This window comes from Streptomyces sp. NPDC002809, assembly GCF_040295435.1.
Taxonomy (GTDB): domain Bacteria; phylum Actinomycetota; class Actinomycetes; order Streptomycetales; family Streptomycetaceae; genus Streptomyces.
Genome location: NZ_JBEOVJ010000095.1, coordinates 13,992 through 30,704 on the forward strand (window position 1 = coordinate 13,992; position 16,713 = coordinate 30,704).

The window sequence follows — 16,713 nt, forward strand, 5'->3', positions numbered from 1 at the left end:
AGATCAGTGTCCAGTACCGACAGGGGCCCGGACGCCCCCGACCCGTACGAGATGCCGGGAAGCCAGTGGTACGACGCCGACGCGGGGCCGCTCGTCCGTCCGTACGCCATGACCGGTGGCCGGACCGAACCGGGTCCCGGCGGCGCACGCTTCGACCTGATCGCGCTCGTCACCTTCGACGACACCGTTACGGGGAGCTCCGAGGACGCGCTGCTGGGGCCGGAGCACCGGACGCTGCTGACCCTCTGCCGGACCGAGACGCAGTCGGTCGCTGAGCTCTCCGCCGACGCCGACCTCCCGGTCGGGGTGGTGCGCGTGCTGCTCGGCGACCTGCTCGAATCGGGGTACGTGACGGTCAGCCGCCCGGTGCCGCCTGCCCAGCTGCCCGACGAACGCATCCTGCTGGAGGTGATCAACGGTCTTCGCGCACTCTGAGGCCGGCCGGCTGCGCCCCGCCTACAGCTGCCGTCTGCTGTCCCTCAGCTGCGCGAGCTCGTCGTTCATGGCCTCCAGGAAGCGGATGACGACGTGCAGTTCGTCCTCGTCGAACTGCCCACGGGCCGCATCGGTGCTCGCCGCGAGGGGCCTGAAGAAGTCGCGGGCGACCAGTTTCGCCGCGGCGGCGTAATGCAGACGAACTACCCTGCGGTCGCCGCCGTCCCTGACGCGGTGGATGTGACCCGCACGCTCCAGCCGGTCCAGACACGCCGTCACCGCACCCGAGGTGAGGTCCAGCTGCTCGCGCAGCCGTCCCGGGGTCATGACCGAGCCCGCCCCGTCGTGATCGGCGTCCAGGATGGCGATGAGGGCCTGTACATCCGTCGGGTGAAGTCCCTGGGCCTGGGCGAACTCATGGGTGATGCGATTGAACTCGCTGTTCATACGGCGCAGCAGCACAGCGAACGACTGGAGCCCGGTGGGACCGTCGCTCATGCCTCTGTCCGGGCCTCCGTCTGCGGTGCGCATACCCCCAGAGTAATATCTCTCACTCATTGAGATAATCAATGGCCGAGAGATATCGGTCGTGCGTCGACCCATGGGGAAGCAATGAAGCCCGCACCGCGGCACCGCATCGTCCGATGGCTGGTGCCCGTAGCCCTGCTCGTCGTCTGGCTCGGCATCGGAGGGACGCTGGGTCCCTACGCCGGAAAGCTGGGCGAGGTCGCCACCAATGATCAGGCGGCCTTCCTGCCGCGCAGCGCCGAGTCGACGAAGGTGTCCGAGACGCAGAAGGCGTTCCAGAAGTCGGGGACGGTGCCCGCGATCGTCGTGTGGACCGGCCGGGCGGGCGAGGTACCCGCCGGCGGGCAGGAGGCTGCCACCCGGGCGCTCGCCTCTCTGGCCGGGCAGGCCGGCGTGGTCGGCACGCCGTCGGCCGCACAGCTCTCCGAGGACGGCCGGGCGCTGTCCGGCGTCGTGCAACTGCGTTCGGATCTGGGTGACACGCTGCCGGACACCCTCGACCGGGTACGCGCCGCGGCCGGTTCGGTGCCAGGCGTGACGGCGGAGATCGCCGGGCCCGCGGCCAGTCAGGCCGACCTCAAGGACGCGTTCGCAGGGATCGACGGGCTGCTCCTGGGCGTGGCACTGGCCGCCGTGCTGGTGATTCTCCTGCTCGTCTACCGCAGCCTGCTGCTGCCGTTCCTGATCATCTTCAGCGCCGTCCTCGCCCTCGGTCTCGCCTGCGCCGTCGTGTACGTCCTCGCGGACCGCGACCTCGTCCGCGTGGACGGGCAGGTCCAGGGCATCCTGTCCATTCTGGTCATCGGGGCGGCCACCGACTACGCCCTGCTCCTCACCGCCCGCTTCCGGGAAGAACTCACCCGGCACGGCGACCGGACGGCCGCGGCCCTGGCCGCGCTCCGCCGTTCCTTCGGCGCGATCACCGCCAGCGCCGCCACCGTGGCACTGGGTCTCCTCGCGCTGCTGCTCAGTGATCTGACGAACAACCGGGCGCTCGGGCCGGTGGGAGCCATCGGCATCGTCTGCGCGGTGCTGAGCACGCTGACGTTCCTTCCCGCGGTGCTGGTCCTGTGCGGCCGGGCCGCCTACTGGCCGGCCAGGCCGCGTCCGGCGGACGCGGAGTCGGGCGGGCGCGGCATCTGGCGCCGGGTCGCCTCCCGCGTCGACCGGTCCCCGCGCAAGGTGTGGGTCTCCACCACCCTGGTCCTCATCGCCTGCGCGGCGTTCGCACCCACGCTCAAGTCACAGGGCGTTCCCCTGGACGAGATCTTCGTGAACGACGCCCCGTCCGTCTCGGCCCAGGCCGCGCTGGGCAAGCATTTCCCCGGCGGCTCCGGCAATCCCGCCGTGGTCGTCGCGGCGGCCGACCGCGTCGACGAGGTGACCGCCGCGGCCGCGGCAACCCCGGGGGTCGCGGCCGCGGCACCCGTCACTGCGTCCGGTGCCCCGGGAGGCGGGCCGCCCCTGGTGGTCGACGGCCGGGTACGCATCGACGCCACCCTGGACGACGCCGCGGACAGCGACGTGGCCAAGGCGACGGTCCAGCGCCTGCGTACCGCCGTACACGGCGTCGCGGGAGCCGATGCGCTCGTCGGGGGCTACACGGCGCAGCAGTACGACACGCAGCAGACCGCCGAGCGCGACCGCGACATCATCGTGCCGGTGGTGCTGGTGATCATTCTGCTGATCCTGATGGGGCTGCTGCGATCGGTGCTGGTCCCCGTCCTGCTGGTGGCCACCGTGGGCCTCAACTTCCTCGCGACCCTCGGGGTTTCGTCGCTGGTCTTCAAGCACGTCCTGGGATTCAGCGGCACGGACGCTTCCGTGCCGCTCTACGGATTCGTCTTCCTGGTGGCCCTCGGCGTCGACTACAACATCTTCCTGATGTCCCGCGTCAGGGAAGAGGCGCTGGAGCACGGGGCCCGGCAGGGAGTCCTTCGGGGGCTGGTCAGCACGGGCGGGGTCATCACGTCGGCCGGAGTGGTGCTGGCCGCCACCTTCGCGGCGCTCATCGTGATTCCTCTGGCGTTCCTCGCTCAGATCGCGTTCATCGTGGCCTTCGGCGTGCTGCTTGACACGCTGGTGGTGCGTTCGCTCCTGGCCCCCGCCCTGGTGGTGGACATCGGCCCCAAGGCCTGGTGGCCGAGCAGGATCAGCCGGATCCCGGCCGGAGCCGGGCGGGGCGGTGAAGCCGGGTGACGCGTCCGGGCCCCGGTCCCGCCTCCGGAAGTCCGGGGCGGGGCCGGGGCCCGGGTGTGCTGCGGGACGCCGTGTCGGACGGTCAGACGTTGACGCCGTAGTCCGACGCGATTCCGGCCAGCCCGGAGGCGTAACCCTGACCCACTGCACGGAACTTCCACTCCGCGCCGTGCCGGTACAGCTCACCGAACACCATCGCGGTCTCCGTCGAGGCGTCCTCGCTGAGGTCGTAGCGGGCGAGCTCCACCCCGTTGGCCCGGTTCACCACGCGAATGAACGCGTTGCGTACCTGGCCGAAACTCTGCCCCCGGCTCTGCGCGTCATGGATGGAGACCGGGAAGACGATCTTCGCGACATTCGCGGGAACGTCCGCCAGGTCCACGTTGATGGACTCGTCGTCGCCCTCGCCCTCGCCGGTCAGGTTGTCACCGGTGTGCTGGACGGAACCGTCCGGACTGTTGAGGTTGTTGTAGAAGACGAAGTGCTGGTCGGAGAGGACCTTGCCGGCGTCCGAGCACAGCAGCGCGCTGGCGTCGAGGTCGTGATCGGCGCCCGTCGTCGTCCGTACGTCCCAGCCCAGGCCCACGGTCACCGCGGTCAGGCCGGGCGCCTCCTTCGACAAGGAGACGTTGCCGCCCTTGGCCAGGGTCACACCCATGAACTTCCTCCAATGATCCGGTGATCCATCGATCAGCGTTCCTTCGGCCGCCATCGACGAGGACGGCGGCCCTTCTTCTATGGTTCCCTGGTTGTGCGGGTCATGGAGTGGCGGCGTGGTCGCGGGAGTTGCCGTCGGCGGCCCGCGGTGACGCATCCTCCTTCATGGCCTTGGCCTCACTCTTCAGGATTCGCATGGATTTGCCCAGGGCGCGGGCGGTGTCCGGCAGCTTCTTCGAGCCGAACAGCACCAGCACGACGATCGCCGCGATCAGCAGGTGCCAGGGTTCGAGGCCGTTGCGCAGCATGTGCGGCACGCCCTTTCTTGAGACGTCTTCCGGTCAATGTTTCCAGCAGGCGTTTATGGACAGGGGATCGGACCGACGATGGACGCGGTCGTTGATCCACGAGGACATCGACACTTGCTACATTGCGCAACTGTACAACCATGCGAGGCCGGTGCCAGTCGCCCTCCATGGCAGCCGGACGAACGGGGTGGCCGATGACAGGCAGTCGCAAGGGGGCAGCCGGCAGCAGCAGGGGAGGCCGACTGCGGCGGACGGCTCTGACCGGGCTCTCCTTCCTCGTCCTGCTGGTCGCCGGAGTCGGCTGGGGATACCTCAAACTCACCGGCAGCATCGATACGTTCAGTGCCGACGGGATCTCCGGTGACCGGCCGCCCGACACGTCCGCGGGGCAGAACGTTCTCGTCATCGGGTCGGACTCCCGGTCGGGCGACAACAGCGGACTCGGCGGCGGCACGGGCGAGGTCGGCCGCTCCGACACCGCGTTCCTGCTGCACGTCTACGCCGACCACAGACACGCCGTGGCCGTCTCCATCCCCCGTGACTCGATGGTCGACATTCCGGCCTGCAAGAAACCCGACGGCGACTGGACGGCCCCTCAGCACCACGTCATGTTCAACGGGGCGTTCTCCGTGGGGGAGACCGCGGAGGGCAACCCGGCCTGCACCCAGAACACCGTCGAGCACCTCACCGGCCTGCGCGTCGACCACACGGTCGTGGTCGACTTCGCCGGCTTCTCCGCGCTGACCTCGGCCGTCGGCGGAGTGCCCGTGTGCCTTCCGCAGGACATCTATCAGCGGGACCTGAACCCCAAGCGCCCCACCCGCGGCGAACTGGTCTTCGGCAAGGGGCCCCAGACGGTCTCCGGACAGCGTGCACTGGACTACGTACGGATCCGGCACGGCATCGGCGACGGCTCCGACATAGGCCGGATCAAGAGGCAGCAGGCGTTCGTCGGCTCCCTCGTGAAGAAGGTGAAGTCCCGCGGCCTGAACCCCACCACCCTGTTGCCGCTGGCCAACGCGGCGACCGACGCGATGACCGTCGACCCCGGCCTCGGCTCGGCCGACAAACTCCTGTCGTTCGCCATGTCGATGAAGAACATCGATCTGCACAACACCAAGTTCGTCACCGTCCCCTGGCGTTACGAAGGCGCCCGCGTCGCCATCGTGGAGCCGGAGGCCGACGCGCTGTGGGCAGCGCTCAAGGCCGACCGCACGATCGACGGCCAGGATGCCGCGGGCACGTCCGGGGCCGGGCGATCCACGCCCGCGCCGGGCGCGTCAGCCACTCCCACCGGACCCGTCTCGGGCGAGGGCATCGAGGTGGCCGTCTACAACGGCACCACGGTGACCGGCCTCGCCGCCCGGGCCGCCGAGCTCCTGCGCACACACGGGTTCACCGTCACCGGCACGGCCACCGCGAACTCCCAGGACCAGGCCCGCACCGTCGTCACCCACGGCCCCGGACTGGAGGGCGCGGCGGACACCACGGCCCGGCTCTTCGGGGACGCGCGGACCACGGAGTCCGAACAGCCCGGAATCCAGGTGATCGTGGGCGGCGACTTCGCCGAGAACCCCTCGGCCGCCCCCGCGTCACCGACGCCCGACACCGTGCCGTCCACGGTCGCCGACGAGGCCAGGTCCGCCGACGACGACCTGTGCAGCGACCTCTCCTACGGCTGAGACCGCCGCGGACGGCTCAGCCCTGGAGCAGAGCCGTCCGCAGCTGCAACGAAGGGTGACGCGGCGGCGCGAACCCGAACGACTCGTACAGTCCGGCCCCGTCCCCCGTGGCGTTGAGATTGACGACCGTCACCCGCGCCTCCTGGTGGAACCAGGCGAGCAGTGCCTCGACGCAGGCCCGGGCATGCCCACGCCTGCGCCGCCGGGGATCGGTGCTGACATTGGACACGTGCCCGTGCAGCCCGCTCGGGTTGGCCGGACTCGGCGCGTGCGCGTCGCACGCCCCCACCGCGCACGCCACCACGCCCAGTTCCGCATCCTCGACGAGGAACGCGGCGAACTCGTCGGTCAGGGGCATCCGTTCGGTGAACCAACGCGCCGCGTCCGCCCGCCAGACAGCGCGGTCGTCCCCGACCTCCGCCCCCATGTCGGCGAGCATCAGTGCCCGCATGCGCACCAGCGCGCCGACGTCGGCGAGCGTGGCCCGGCGAACCCGCACCGGTCTGCCGTCGGGGGGCCCGGCATCCGGGCGGCCGGTATTCACCGTCATGAGATCCTCCGGTTCCGTTCGTAGCGGTTGCGCGCCCACCCCAGACCGCATGCGTACAACGCGAGGACGGTGGCGAGCAACAGGTAATAGAGCGGAGGCAGGGCGCCCATTCCCAGCAGCGGACCGAGCGCGGTGAGCGGCAGGAGCACACCGACGACCGCCAGCCCGGCGGCCGCCGCTCGCAGCGGCCCGCCGCCGTGCCGTTGCACGGTTCCCCGGCCGGTGCGCAGGAGCAGCATCACCAGGGCCTGGGTGAGGAGGTTCTCGGTGAACCAACCGGAATGGAAGGCCGCCTCGCCGTCCGTCGCCGAACCGTGCAGCGCCAGGGCGAGTACGCCGAAGGTGGCCAGGTCGGCGGCGGCGTTCAGCAGCCCGAAGGCCGTGATGAAGCGGAGGAAGTCCCTGGGGCGCAGCGCCGCCGGACGCCCGAGGACCGAGGCGGCGGGCCGGTCGAAGGCGAACGCGAGCTGCGCCGCGTCGAAGCACAGGTTCTGGACCAGTACCTGAGCCGGCAGCATGGGGAGGAACGGCAGCAGCAGACCGGCGGCGAGCATCGCGATGACATTGCCGAGGTTCGACGAGAGCGTGATGCGCAGATACGTGGCGATGGTGCCGCTGCTGCGGCGGCCCGCGGTGATCGCGTGATCGATGGCGCCGAGGTCCTTCTCGGCGAGAACGACGTCGGCCGCCTCCCGCGACACATCCACCGCGTTGCGCGGACAGATGCCCACATCGGCCGCGTAGAGGGCCGGCAGGTCGTTGACACCGTCGCCGAGGAACCCGACGGTGTGCCCCGAGGCACGCAGCGCGTCGACGATCCTGGCCTTGTGCGCAGGGGTGCAGCGCGCGAAGACCGTCGCCCGTCCGGCGATGCCGGCGAGCTGTTCGTCGCCCAGGCCGTCGATCTCCCCGGCGGAGAGGACCTGCCCCGGGTCCAGGCCGAGGTCCCGGCAGGCGTGGGCAGCGGTGCCCGGATGGTCACCGGTCAGGACCTTCACCGCGACACCCCGACGCGTCAGTACGTCAAGGGCCTCGGCCGCGCCCGGAGTGAGCGCGTCGCGCAGCGCCACGAACCCTAGAAACGTCAGCCCGCGCTCGTCGGCCGGCGTGTAGGCACCGAGCCGGGCAGGCCGCTCGGTGCGGGCCACGGCGAGCAGCCTCAGGCCGTCCGCGGCCTCGCGCGCCGCCAGCGCACCCAGCCGGTCCCGTTCGGCCGGGTTGAGATCGCAACGCTCCAGGACGGCCTCCGCCGCGCCCTTCGTCACCAGGACATGGGTTCCGAACCGGCCGGGTGGACGGACGACCGCCGTCGAGAGACGGCGTACCGGATCGAACGGCAGCGCGGCCACCGCGTCGTACTCCTCGACAGGCAGGAGCGGCGCCGCATCGGGCCCGTCCCGTCGGTCCCAGGCGTCCAGCACGGCCTCGTCGAGGGCGTCCGGCGCCGGCAGGTCGGCGAGCTGCAGCGTCCACAGCGCATTGACGGCCGCCCAGTGCAGCACGAGGGGATCGGGCTCTTCCGCACGGCCGAGCGTCCGGTCGACGACCGGACGGTCCTGGGTGAGGGTGCCGGTCTTGTCCAGACAGAGCACGTCGATCGCACCGAGGTCGTGCAGCGCGGGCAGCCGTTTCACGATCACCGCGTGGTCGCGGGCGAGCAGCGAGGCACCCCGGGCCAGCGCCGTGGTGACGATCACCGGCAGCATCTCGGGCGTCAGCCCCACCGCGACCGCGACCGCGAACGGCAACGTCTCCAGACCACGTCCGCGCAGCGCGGCGTTGGCCATCAGGACCAGCGGCGGGGTGATGAGCATGAACCGGATCAGCGTCCAGGAGATCCCCCGCACCGAGCGGTCGAACGCACTGGGACCGCGTCGGCGCGCCGGCCGGTCGTACGCGGCGGCGAACCGGGTGCGGCCGCCGGTGGCCACCACCACCGCCGTACCGCTGCCCGACGCCACACTGCTGCCCTGAAAACACAACTGACGCTGCGCGAAGACGTCGTCCCCTGCGTCGGATGCGCCGCGCGTCCCGGTCGCGGCCCCGGTCGGGACCCGTGCGTCGACGGGATGCTTGGCGACCGGCGCGGACTCACCGGTGAGGGCCGACTGGTGCACGGTCAGGCCGCTCGCCCGCAGCAGCTGCACGTCGGCGGGGACGAGATCGCCCGGGGCGAGCCTGATCACATCACCCGGCACGAGCTCCCCCACGGGCAGCTCTCGGGCCTGAGGCACCGCGTCCGGGCCGTTGCGGCGCAGCACCGTCGCGGTCGTCGCCACCAACTCGTACAGCGCGGCCGTCGCCCGGTCCGCCCGGTGCTCCTCCGTGGAGCGCAGGAGACAGCTGACGACCACGAGCACCGAGGTCACGGCAGCCGTGCCCCACGAGCCCATCAGGGCTGAGACCAGCCCCAGGCAGAGCAGTACCGAAGTGAACGGGTCCCTCAGGGTGCGCAGGAACCGCCGCGGCCAGGGGACCGGGAGCCGGGGAGGGAGGGTGTTCTCGCCGAACCGTGTCAGCCGCTCCTGCGCCTCCCGTTCGAGCAGTCCCCGCGGCCCGCTGTCCAGCGAGCGGAGCACCTGGAGAGAAGTCGGTGGGGCAGTCGGCCGTGCGGCACCGGCAGGGGACGCGGCACCGGGCATCGACACGACCACGGACGACTGCTCACCGGACTGTCCGGACCCCGCGGCGGCAGCCTTCTCAGGCACCGAGTTCACGGAGATGCGCGGGCTGCGCGGCCTGGTACCCGGACCGCTCCGCGAGCTGGCCGACCATCAACCGCACCACCGTCACGACACCGGGATCATCGACCAGGTACACCTGGCGGCGGCCCTCGCGGCGGGAGCGGACGAGGCCGGCGAGCTTCAGTTTCGTCAGATGCTGGCTGACCGAGGGGAGCGTGCCGCCGACCCGCTCCGCCAGACCGGTCACGTCGCTCTCGCCCTGGTCCAGGGCCCAGATGATGTGCAGCCGGGCCGGAGTGGCCAGGAGACCGAAGGCCGCCGCCGCCTGGGCCAGTACATCCGCGGGCGGATCCTGGGAACCGCCGCCGGCACCTGTCGACACTTCTGCACTCCTGTCCGCGTGGGCCGACTCCTCGCACCCGAGAAGACCAGTGTAGGCGCCGGACATGAAGCACCCCGGGCCCGCACGCGGCCGTACGGTCAGCGCCGCGGCGGGAGCGGAACCGGCCGGGTCCAGATGTCCGGCGGCACGGTGCGGGTCCGGCGGCCGTCGGGGCCGAGCACCTGCGCGGCGAACTTGTGACAGCGCAGCACGACGAACGAGTCCGCGATCCTGAGCCCCGGCATCCGCCGCACCAGGGTGGACGCACAGGCCGGCAGATCTTCGAGTGAGCGCAGCGTGAGGACGATCGCGAGGCTGTGCGGTCCGGTGATCGACATGAACTCGACCGTCTCGCGCAGATGGACGATGGGCGGAGCCGCCGCGACGTCCGCCGCCGGAGAGTCCGCCCATAGCACGACCGAGACGGGCCAGCCGGAGTGGAGCGGAGCCGGGCGGCAGCTGTGGACGATGGTGCCAGTGCTTTCCAACCTGATCAGCTGCCGTCGCGTGGACGACTCGCTCCTGCCCTGCCGCCGGGCCAGCTCGGCCACGGAGAGCCGTGAATCAGCCGTCATGGCCAGAACCAGACGACGGTCTTCGGGCCTGAGCGAAGGGACCGCGGTCCCACCCGCTTCATGCGGGCGGCCGGGCAGATCGATCAGTTGGTGGGTCTGCGTCGGGGTCAGGCGGTCCAGTCGCCACCGGGGACCGGAACGGTGGACCGCGGTGACGAGATGGGTCCGGGTTCCGGTCACGCCCGGAAGCCGCGACAACCGGGTGGCGATGTGCTCGTCGAGCATCGACAGGTCCGGGAAGGCGACGAACAGGAGCATGGCGCGGTCACCGGTCACTTCGAACACCGACAGCACGTGCGGATCCTCGGTGAGCAGGTCCGACCGCACCCGGCTCCGTTCGCCGGTGCAGAGGACCTCGATCCAGGCCAGGCAGGGCGGCGTCTCGCCCGTGTGCAGTCCGAGCGTCCCGCACCAGCCGGTTCCGGCGGCGGTGATCCTGGCCCAGCGCTGAGCCAGCGTGTCCGGCCGGCTCCCGAGAACCGGTGCGAGCCGGCTCCAGCCGGCCCGGGGAGCGATCTGGAGCGCGTGGATCACCGCGCGGTCGGCTTCGCTGAGGACGTATTCGGTGGGTGGCACGGGTCTTCCTGGCGGATTCACCGGTTGGTGGCGGAAATCGACGGGCGTCGCCCGACTATGCCATGAGCATGTGTGAGCGTCGGTGCCGGGATGTGGAGGACTGTCCTCGTGGTTGGCAGAGACCAGGAAATGCGAAGCCTCAGTGGCCTCCTGACGGAGGAACGGCTGGTCACCGTGCATGGCCCGCCGGGGATCGGCAAATCGTGGCTGGCGCACCGGGTGGCCGAAGCGGAACTCCTGACGGGCCGACAGGTCATACGTATATCGTCGGCCGGCGCAGGCCCCGGATCAGCCGCCCGACAGCTTCGCGGCGTGGATCCGTACGACGCTCTCGTGGTGGTCGACGACCGCGAACACCTCGGGCCCCACGCCAGGTCCGAGATCGCGGGCCTGCTCAACGAGTTCAGCGGCATTTCCCTCCTGGTCACCGCCCGGCGCAGGCTGTACCTGTCGGGAGAGGCGGCCCTGTTGCTCGGTCCGCTCGACGCTCCTGAAGCGCTGCGGATGTTCACCGAGGCAGCAGCCGCCGCGGGCGGGCCGCTGCCGGAACTCCGGGCGGACGGCGGGGCCGGGACGGCCGACCTGCGGGCCCGGGTGACGGATCTGTGCGACCGGCTCGACGCGATCCCGGGTGCGCTGCGGCACGCCGCGAACCGCCTGGGCAGCGAAAGCCTGGAAGCCGTACTGGAGGATCCGCTCGCCTCACCCGCCGGCAGTGGCCCCCTGACCGATGCCGAGCGCGCCTATCTGACATGCGACCTCGAGGAACGGCTGCTCTGGGAGCGGCTGTCCGTGTTCGAGGGGCGGTTCGACCTGGCCGCCGTGCAGGCCGTCTGCGCTTCCGGGGCCCTGCCCGTCGTTCAGGTGCTGGCCGCTTTCGACCGGTTGGCCCCGTGCCTGCTGCTGGCGGACGCCGAGGGCCGATACCGGATGCCGGTCGCCGCCCGGACGACCGGGAAGGCCCGGCTCGACGCGCGGGGCGACCGGTGGGCCGTCGTCCTGCACCACCGGCGTCACTACGCCTGGGTGGCCGAAGAGGCGGCCGTCCTGTGGCGGGCGGGGCGGCACCGCGAAGCGGAGCAACGGGCACTCTCGGCCCGTACGGACCTGTACGCCGCGATGAACCCCGGCACCGCTCCGCTGTCGCCGGCCGCGGAGGCGGAGACCGCCTCGGGCATCGCCGTCTCGCTGTGGTTCCTCTGGGCCACCGGTGACCGGGGCTCGGACGGGCGGCAGCACCTGGAGCGGGCGCTCGACGCCACTCTCGGACCCCGGCCGGCGAGGGCGCTGTGGCTGCTCGCATACCTCATGGTGTGCAACGGCGATCTGGAGGCGGCGGACCCGGTACTGGCCGAGGCGTGGCCGCTTGCCGTCCGTGATGGTGACAGCACCTGCATCGGGCAGCTCGCCCAGGTCAGAGGTATCGCGCGCCTGTGGGCAGGCGAGGCCGAGGAGGCTGCGACGGAGTTCGCCGAGGCGCTGGAACTCCTGCCGCGGGCCCCGGCGTTCGGTCCGGGCAAGGGGATGACGGTGGCGCTGCTCGCGCTGGCTCTCGTCCAGGCCGAGCCCGAAGCGGCCATGGACGTGCTCGCGACCTCGGGGGAGTGGACCCCGGCCGCCCCCGACGCCCAGGCCGACGCGTGGACCCGCTTCGTACTGGCGGAGATCAGCCGGTGGGAGGGAGATCCGCTCCGTGCCCGTCGCTACGCGGCGCAGGCCGTCCGTCTGATGCTCGGTCTCCGCGACGGCCGTTCCGCGGAGGTCGCGGGTGAACTCGTCGCCGACATAGAGCTCGGCCTCGGAAACCACCGCGCCGCGGCGCGTCTGCTGGGCGCTTCGGCGAGATCGGGGCCGGAGGCGCCGGCACAGGGGCCGGTTCCCGCCAGGGTGGCGCAGCGTCACACACGGCGGTGGGAGAAGCTGCGCTCCCTGCTGGGTGAGGAGCAGCTGCGACGGGAGCAGGAGCACGGCGCCAGGGAAGGGCTGCACGTGCTGATCGGCCAGGAATAATCGAATGGCTGACAATCACACTGAATTTCGCACTGTTCCAGGCGCAGAGTGACCCGAAACTGTCACATCCTCAAGATTGTGATCGCACCCCCCGAGTCGGGTGCTGGTTTGCCATGCTGTCGCCGTACGCCTGCCGATGATTCACTGATTCCGAGATCTCTCAAGATGGCTCTGACCTGCTCATTCGACGTCTTGAGGCTCACTGGTGAGAGAAGTGATCGATGTCGCCCGAGCACGCTGACAGCATCCGGGACGAGACCACCGGGGCTGCCCCGACCGAAGCCCTGGCCCTGAAGATCCTGGTCGCGGGCGGGTTCGGGGTCGGCAAGACGACGCTGGTCGGCGCGGTGAGTGAGATCAGGCCACTGCGCACGGAAGAACTCCTCAGTGAGGCCGGACAGTCGGTGGACGACACCGACGGCGTCGCGCAGAAGACCACCACGACGGTCGCCATGGACTTCGGGCGCATCACCATCAGGTCCGGACTCTCCCTGTACCTGTTCGGCACTCCGGGGCAGGACAGGTTCTGGTTCCTCTGGGACGAGCTCTCGCAAGGCGCACTCGGTGCGGTCGTTCTGGCGGACACCCGGCGGCTGGAGGACTGCTTCCCGGCAGTCGACTACTTCGAGCACCGTCGCATCCCCTTCGTCGTCGCTGTCAACTGCTTCGCGGGAGCGCGTTCGTACGGCGAACGGGACGTGTCGCGCGCCCTCGACCTCGACCCCGGAACGCCCGTGGTGCTGTGCGACGCCAGAGACCGGGATTCCGGCAAGGAGGTGCTGATCCGGATGGTCGAGTACGCGGGCCGGATGCACACCGCACGGCTTCTCGACTCGGTGGGCTGAGCCGGCTTGGCCGGATCCCGCCCCGCTGTTGCACAGCGGGGCGCTTGCCCGTACGTGACCGGTGCGAAAGGCTTGCACACAAGTGGGGCACGGGGAACGTATGAACGGGGAGGAACAGAATGGCGCTGGACAGGGGACTCGACTGGCTGCTTGATGATCTCACCAGCCGGGTGGAGCACATACGGCACGCCCTGGTGCTGTCGAACGACGGCCTGGTGACCGGAGCGAGCACGGGGCTGGCACGTGAGGACGCGGAACACCTGGCCGCGGTCTCGTCGGGGCTGCACAGCCTCGCCCGTGGCTCGGGGCGGCACTTCCGTGCAGGAAAGGCCCGGCAGACGATGGTGGAGTTCGACGAGGCACTGCTCTTCGTGACGGCTGCCGGAGACGGTAGCTGCCTGTGTGTGCTGAGCGAGGCCGAGGCCGACGTAGGGCAGGTGGCGTACGAGATGACGCTGCTGGTCAACAGGGTCGGGGAGCATCTGGGCGTGGCCGTGCGGCAGGACGGTGGCGTGGGGGCCAAGCAGATCTGACGGCCCGACCGGTGCTGCCGCCCGCCCTGGAGTTATCCACAGGGCGGGCGGCAGTTGCCTTTTCCGGGCTACCGTGGTCACGGAGAGTATCCGAGTCTCACGGGGGGAGAATTTTCATGCCGATGACGGAAGCGGTGCGCGACGACGGCGCCCGCACGGTCACCGTAAGCAGGGCCGCCGCAGAACTTGACCTGAAGCGCGCAGAGTTCGGCCTGGCAGTGCACCTGGGCATCGTCCGGGTGGACGTGCCGCAGGCAGGCGGGAGGGCCAGGGTCCGTCAGGAGGAGATGGACCGCCTCAAATCGGAGGACGGGTTCCCGGAGACGCTGCGTGAGCGGGTGCGCACGGTGGGGACCGCGGAAGGGGCCAGGCTGCTGGGAATCAGTCCGGTCCGCTTCACTCGGCTGGCGCGCGCGGGCTGCGTCACGCCGGTCGCGTTCTACCTCAATCGCTACCGAGCCGTGGTGTGGCTCTATCTCGCGCAGGAGCTGGGCGGACTGGCCGCCCGGTCACCCGAGCTTCTGGTGGGCAACAGCCCGCCCTGGATGCGCAGCCGACTGGACGCAGGCACGGACTGCCGGGCGCGCAACTGGCGGTCGCGCCGGATCGAGCGGCTGCTGACCCTCACCGAGGATCCCTGGGCCCGTGCGGCCGTCGTCGCGGAAACGCTGGACCCGGTCCAACTGGCCGAAGTGGTCGATGATCCGTACGAGCGCTCCTACTTCGGCAGGATCCGGCCCGAGCCGGTCTTCGGTCAACGGGGGTCGGCTGCCGGGCGCGAGGCCTTGGCACAGCTGATGCTCGCCGATGAGCCGGACGAGATCCTCTGGCGGAGGGTCACTCTCGGGATGGAGCTGGACGGTGCACGCGAGGTGCGCCAGGCCCCGCGCCCGGGAGAGGAGCGGTGGCCCGGACCGGCGGGCGAGCGGGCCGGAGCGGTGGCGTGCGGATCAGGGGCGCCGGCCGAACCGACGGTTTCCGTTGGCCCGGCGGGAGCGGCGGGCCCAGCGGGATCGGCCGGGCCGACGGGATCGGGGAACGGCTCTGCCGAACGGCCGGAGACGGTTGCGCAGGAGGGCAGCGGGCGCGGCGGCGGGCAGGGCGGCGAGGGTGGAGGCGGTGGCGGCACGCCGGGCCTGCTGGCCCGGCTCCGCCTACGCAGGCCAGGTGGGCGCCGGCGTCCTCGCCAGGCAGCCGGCAGCAGAAGGAAACCGCTCGTCACCGGAACCCGGGCCAGGCATTCTTTGCACCATGCTGATCAGGGAAGCAACCGCTGAGGACTGGCCCGCCATCTGGCCCTTCTTCCACGAAATCGTCGCCGCGGGCGAGACGTTCACCTACCCCCTCGACCTCGGGGAGGCCGACGCCCTTGGCTGGTGGCTCCTGAAGCCCCCGAACCGTACGGTCGTCGCGGTCGACGAGGACGGCAGCGTCCTGGGCACGGCGAAGATGAACAACAACCAGATGGGCAACGGCTCGCACGTTGCCAGCGCCAGCTACATGGTCGATCCCCGGCACTCCGGAAAGGGTGTGGGGCGGGCTCTGGGCGAGTACACGATCGACTGGGCTCGCGCGGCCGGGTTCCGTGCCATGCAGTTCAACGCCGTGGTGGAGGGCAACACCGTCGCGGTCGGGCTCTACCGCTCGCTCGGCTTCGAGGTGCTGGGGACCCTGCCGGAGGGCTTCAACCACCCGGAGAAGGGGTTCGTGGGACTGCACATCATGCACCGGCCGCTCTGACGGGCCCGGGCGGGGACGTGGGCGCGGACCGTCCCCACGGACACGGACACGGACACGGACACGGACACGGCACGGGCAGGGCACGGACACGGTCCGGCGCCGGACGTTCACTTCGCGCCACGGACCGGTGGGCGGGTCATCGGCAGCGGTGTCCGTGTTGCCCCAACCAGCGACGAAGTGCGGCTAGTTGTGACGCCGAATGGTACGTGGGGCGGGTGCACACATGGGGGATGGGGGCAGTACTGTGCGCCCCACCGCCATTCGGGCGATGAAACATTTGCGGAGGAAGAATCCATGACCATACCCAGGAGATCGTGGCGTGCTGCGGGAACCCTCGCCGCCGCCGCGGTTGTCGGCCTGACCGGTGCGGTTCTCACCGCCGGTCCGGCCGCAGCTCACACCCCCACCTGGGACGTGACCTGTACTGAAGTGAACCTGCACCTGACCGCGTACAACGACCGCGTCACCAACCAGGTGACCGTCACCGTGGACGGAAAGGACCTCCTGCCGACGGAGACCTTCGGCAAGGGGATCGACAAGACGCTCACCCTGCCCGAGCACGACAAGGCGCTGACGGTCCGTCTGGTCGTCAAGGCCGGCGACGGCGCCCAGTACTCGCGCGACGAGAGCAAGGACGCGCCGGTGTGCGAGGAGAAGCCGCCGACGCACACGCCGACGCCGACGCCGACGCCGACCGAGACGAAGCCGTCCGAGACGCCCACCACGGCGACGCCGACGCCGTCCGCCACTCCCAGTGAGACCGCCTCGTCGTCTGCGCCTGCCGCAGCCACGCCGAGCCCCAGCTCGCCGGATCTGGCCGAGACCGGTTCGTCGTCCGCCACGCCGGTCATCGGTGGTGCGGCTGTTGCCGTGCTGCTGGCCGGTGGCGGCATCATGTGGTCCGTGCGCAAGCGTCGCACCGCCCAGCACTGACGCAGTCCGGTTGCCCGGGTGCGCTGAGCGCGCCCGGGTTCCGGCCGAGGGGCGTGCCGTGTCCTGCGGGACACGG

General features: G+C 70.8%; 16 protein-coding genes. 9 read left to right on the forward strand and 7 right to left on the reverse strand.

Annotated features, from left to right (window positions below; translation table 11 throughout):
• The first annotated feature begins 51 nt into the window (after positions 1–51).
• On the forward strand, positions 52–435 hold the full coding sequence (locus ABT025_RS34295) for a DUF742 domain-containing protein (protein ID WP_351002582.1): 384 nt from the start codon (positions 52–54) through the stop codon (positions 433–435).
• 21 nt (positions 436–456) lie between these two features.
• On the opposite strand, the gene ABT025_RS34300 is transcribed toward ABT025_RS34295, so the two are convergent.
• Complete coding sequence (locus tag ABT025_RS34300; RefSeq protein WP_351002569.1) at positions 457–966, reverse strand: MarR family winged helix-turn-helix transcriptional regulator; 510 nt, start codon at positions 964–966, stop codon at positions 457–459.
• A gap of 81 nt (positions 967–1,047) precedes the next feature.
• Between ABT025_RS34300 and ABT025_RS34305 the strand changes: the two genes are divergently transcribed.
• On the forward strand, positions 1,048–3,162 hold the full coding sequence (locus ABT025_RS34305; protein WP_351002570.1) for an MMPL family transporter: 2,115 nt from the start codon (positions 1,048–1,050) through the stop codon (positions 3,160–3,162).
• 82 nt (positions 3,163–3,244) lie between these two features.
• Here the strand turns inward: ABT025_RS34305 and ABT025_RS34310 are convergent, their stop codons facing one another.
• Entirely contained in the window at positions 3,245–3,820 is a 576-nt protein-coding gene (locus ABT025_RS34310) for a TerD family protein (RefSeq protein WP_326733474.1), read from the reverse strand.
• 100 nt (positions 3,821–3,920) lie between these two features.
• Entirely contained in the window at positions 3,921–4,127 is a 207-nt protein-coding gene (gene tatA, locus ABT025_RS34315) for a Sec-independent protein translocase subunit TatA (RefSeq protein WP_351002571.1), read from the reverse strand.
• A 194-nt stretch (positions 4,128–4,321) separates the two neighbouring features.
• Between tatA and ABT025_RS34320 the strand changes: the two genes are divergently transcribed.
• Positions 4,322–5,809 (forward strand): LCP family protein, encoded by a 1,488-nt coding sequence (locus ABT025_RS34320; RefSeq protein ID WP_502972090.1) that lies wholly within the window; start codon positions 4,322–4,324, stop codon positions 5,807–5,809.
• A 16-nt stretch (positions 5,810–5,825) separates the two neighbouring features.
• On the opposite strand, the gene ABT025_RS34325 is transcribed toward ABT025_RS34320, so the two are convergent.
• The 4 genes from ABT025_RS34325 to ABT025_RS34340 form a co-directional block, all read right to left on the reverse strand.
• Positions 5,826–6,359 (reverse strand): GNAT family N-acetyltransferase, encoded by a 534-nt coding sequence (locus ABT025_RS34325; RefSeq protein WP_351002572.1) that lies wholly within the window; start codon positions 6,357–6,359, stop codon positions 5,826–5,828.
• Positions 6,356–9,001 (reverse strand): magnesium-translocating P-type ATPase, encoded by a 2,646-nt coding sequence (gene mgtA, locus ABT025_RS34330; protein WP_502972092.1) that lies wholly within the window; start codon positions 8,999–9,001, stop codon positions 6,356–6,358. Before mgtA ends, ABT025_RS34325 begins: the two co-directional genes overlap by 4 nt.
• Before the next feature lie 58 nt (positions 9,002–9,059).
• The gene (locus ABT025_RS34335; protein ID WP_351002574.1) at positions 9,060–9,425 is read right to left on the reverse strand and encodes an ArsR/SmtB family transcription factor; all 366 of its coding nucleotides are present in this window, start codon (positions 9,423–9,425) and stop codon (positions 9,060–9,062) included.
• A gap of 98 nt (positions 9,426–9,523) precedes the next feature.
• Entirely contained in the window at positions 9,524–10,576 is a 1,053-nt protein-coding gene (locus ABT025_RS34340) for an Lrp/AsnC family transcriptional regulator (RefSeq protein ID WP_351002575.1), read from the reverse strand.
• A gap of 312 nt (positions 10,577–10,888) precedes the next feature.
• Here ABT025_RS34340 and ABT025_RS34345 point away from each other — a divergent pair, with 312 nt between their 5' ends.
• The 6 genes from ABT025_RS34345 (at position 10,889) to ABT025_RS34370 (ending at position 16,637) form a co-directional block, all read left to right on the forward strand.
• Positions 10,889–12,586 (forward strand): tetratricopeptide repeat protein, encoded by a 1,698-nt coding sequence (locus ABT025_RS34345; RefSeq protein WP_351002576.1) that lies wholly within the window; start codon positions 10,889–10,891, stop codon positions 12,584–12,586.
• 221 nt (positions 12,587–12,807) lie between these two features.
• On the forward strand, positions 12,808–13,431 hold the full coding sequence (locus ABT025_RS34350; protein ID WP_351002577.1) for a GTP-binding protein: 624 nt from the start codon (positions 12,808–12,810) through the stop codon (positions 13,429–13,431).
• Between the two features lie 119 nt (positions 13,432–13,550).
• A complete protein-coding gene (locus tag ABT025_RS34355) occupies positions 13,551–13,964 on the forward strand; it encodes a roadblock/LC7 domain-containing protein (protein ID WP_351002578.1) in 414 nt (137 codons plus the stop codon).
• Positions 13,965–14,080: 116 nt separating this feature from the next.
• A complete protein-coding gene (locus ABT025_RS34360) occupies positions 14,081–15,241 on the forward strand; it encodes a DUF6397 family protein (protein WP_351002579.1) in 1,161 nt (386 codons plus the stop codon).
• Positions 15,216–15,704, forward strand: a complete 489-nt coding sequence (locus ABT025_RS34365; RefSeq protein WP_351002580.1) for a GNAT family N-acetyltransferase — start codon at positions 15,216–15,218, stop codon at positions 15,702–15,704. Before ABT025_RS34360 ends, ABT025_RS34365 begins: the two co-directional genes overlap by 26 nt.
• 294 nt (positions 15,705–15,998) lie before the next feature.
• Positions 15,999–16,637, forward strand: a complete 639-nt coding sequence (locus tag ABT025_RS34370; protein WP_351002581.1) for an LAETG motif-containing sortase-dependent surface protein — start codon at positions 15,999–16,001, stop codon at positions 16,635–16,637.
• Positions 16,638–16,713 lie beyond the last annotated feature (76 nt).

Coding starts and splice junctions, on each gene's coding strand:
- ABT025_RS34305 (WP_351002570.1), top strand. CDS start 1,048: ATGAAGCCCGCACCGCGGCACCGCATCGTCCGATGGCTGGTGCCCGTA.
- ABT025_RS34300 (WP_351002569.1), bottom strand. CDS start 966: ATGCGCACCGCAGACGGAGGCCCGGACAGAGGCATGAGCGACGGTCCC.
- ABT025_RS34360 (WP_351002579.1), top strand. CDS start 14,081: ATGCCGATGACGGAAGCGGTGCGCGACGACGGCGCCCGCACGGTCACC.
- ABT025_RS34325 (WP_351002572.1), bottom strand. CDS start 6,359: ATGACGGTGAATACCGGCCGCCCGGATGCCGGGCCCCCCGACGGCAGA.
- ABT025_RS34350 (WP_351002577.1), top strand. CDS start 12,808: ATGTCGCCCGAGCACGCTGACAGCATCCGGGACGAGACCACCGGGGCT.
- tatA (WP_351002571.1), bottom strand. CDS start 4,127: ATGCTGCGCAACGGCCTCGAACCCTGGCACCTGCTGATCGCGGCGATC.
- mgtA (WP_502972092.1), bottom strand. CDS start 9,001: ATGCCCGGTGCCGCGTCCCCTGCCGGTGCCGCACGGCCGACTGCCCCA.
- ABT025_RS34295 (WP_351002582.1), top strand. CDS start 52: ATGCCGGGAAGCCAGTGGTACGACGCCGACGCGGGGCCGCTCGTCCGT.
- ABT025_RS34320 (WP_502972090.1), top strand. CDS start 4,322: ATGACAGGCAGTCGCAAGGGGGCAGCCGGCAGCAGCAGGGGAGGCCGA.
- ABT025_RS34355 (WP_351002578.1), top strand. CDS start 13,551: ATGGCGCTGGACAGGGGACTCGACTGGCTGCTTGATGATCTCACCAGC.
- ABT025_RS34370 (WP_351002581.1), top strand. CDS start 15,999: ATGACCATACCCAGGAGATCGTGGCGTGCTGCGGGAACCCTCGCCGCC.
- ABT025_RS34310 (WP_326733474.1), bottom strand. CDS start 3,820: ATGGGTGTGACCCTGGCCAAGGGCGGCAACGTCTCCTTGTCGAAGGAG.
- ABT025_RS34365 (WP_351002580.1), top strand. CDS start 15,216: ATGCTGATCAGGGAAGCAACCGCTGAGGACTGGCCCGCCATCTGGCCC.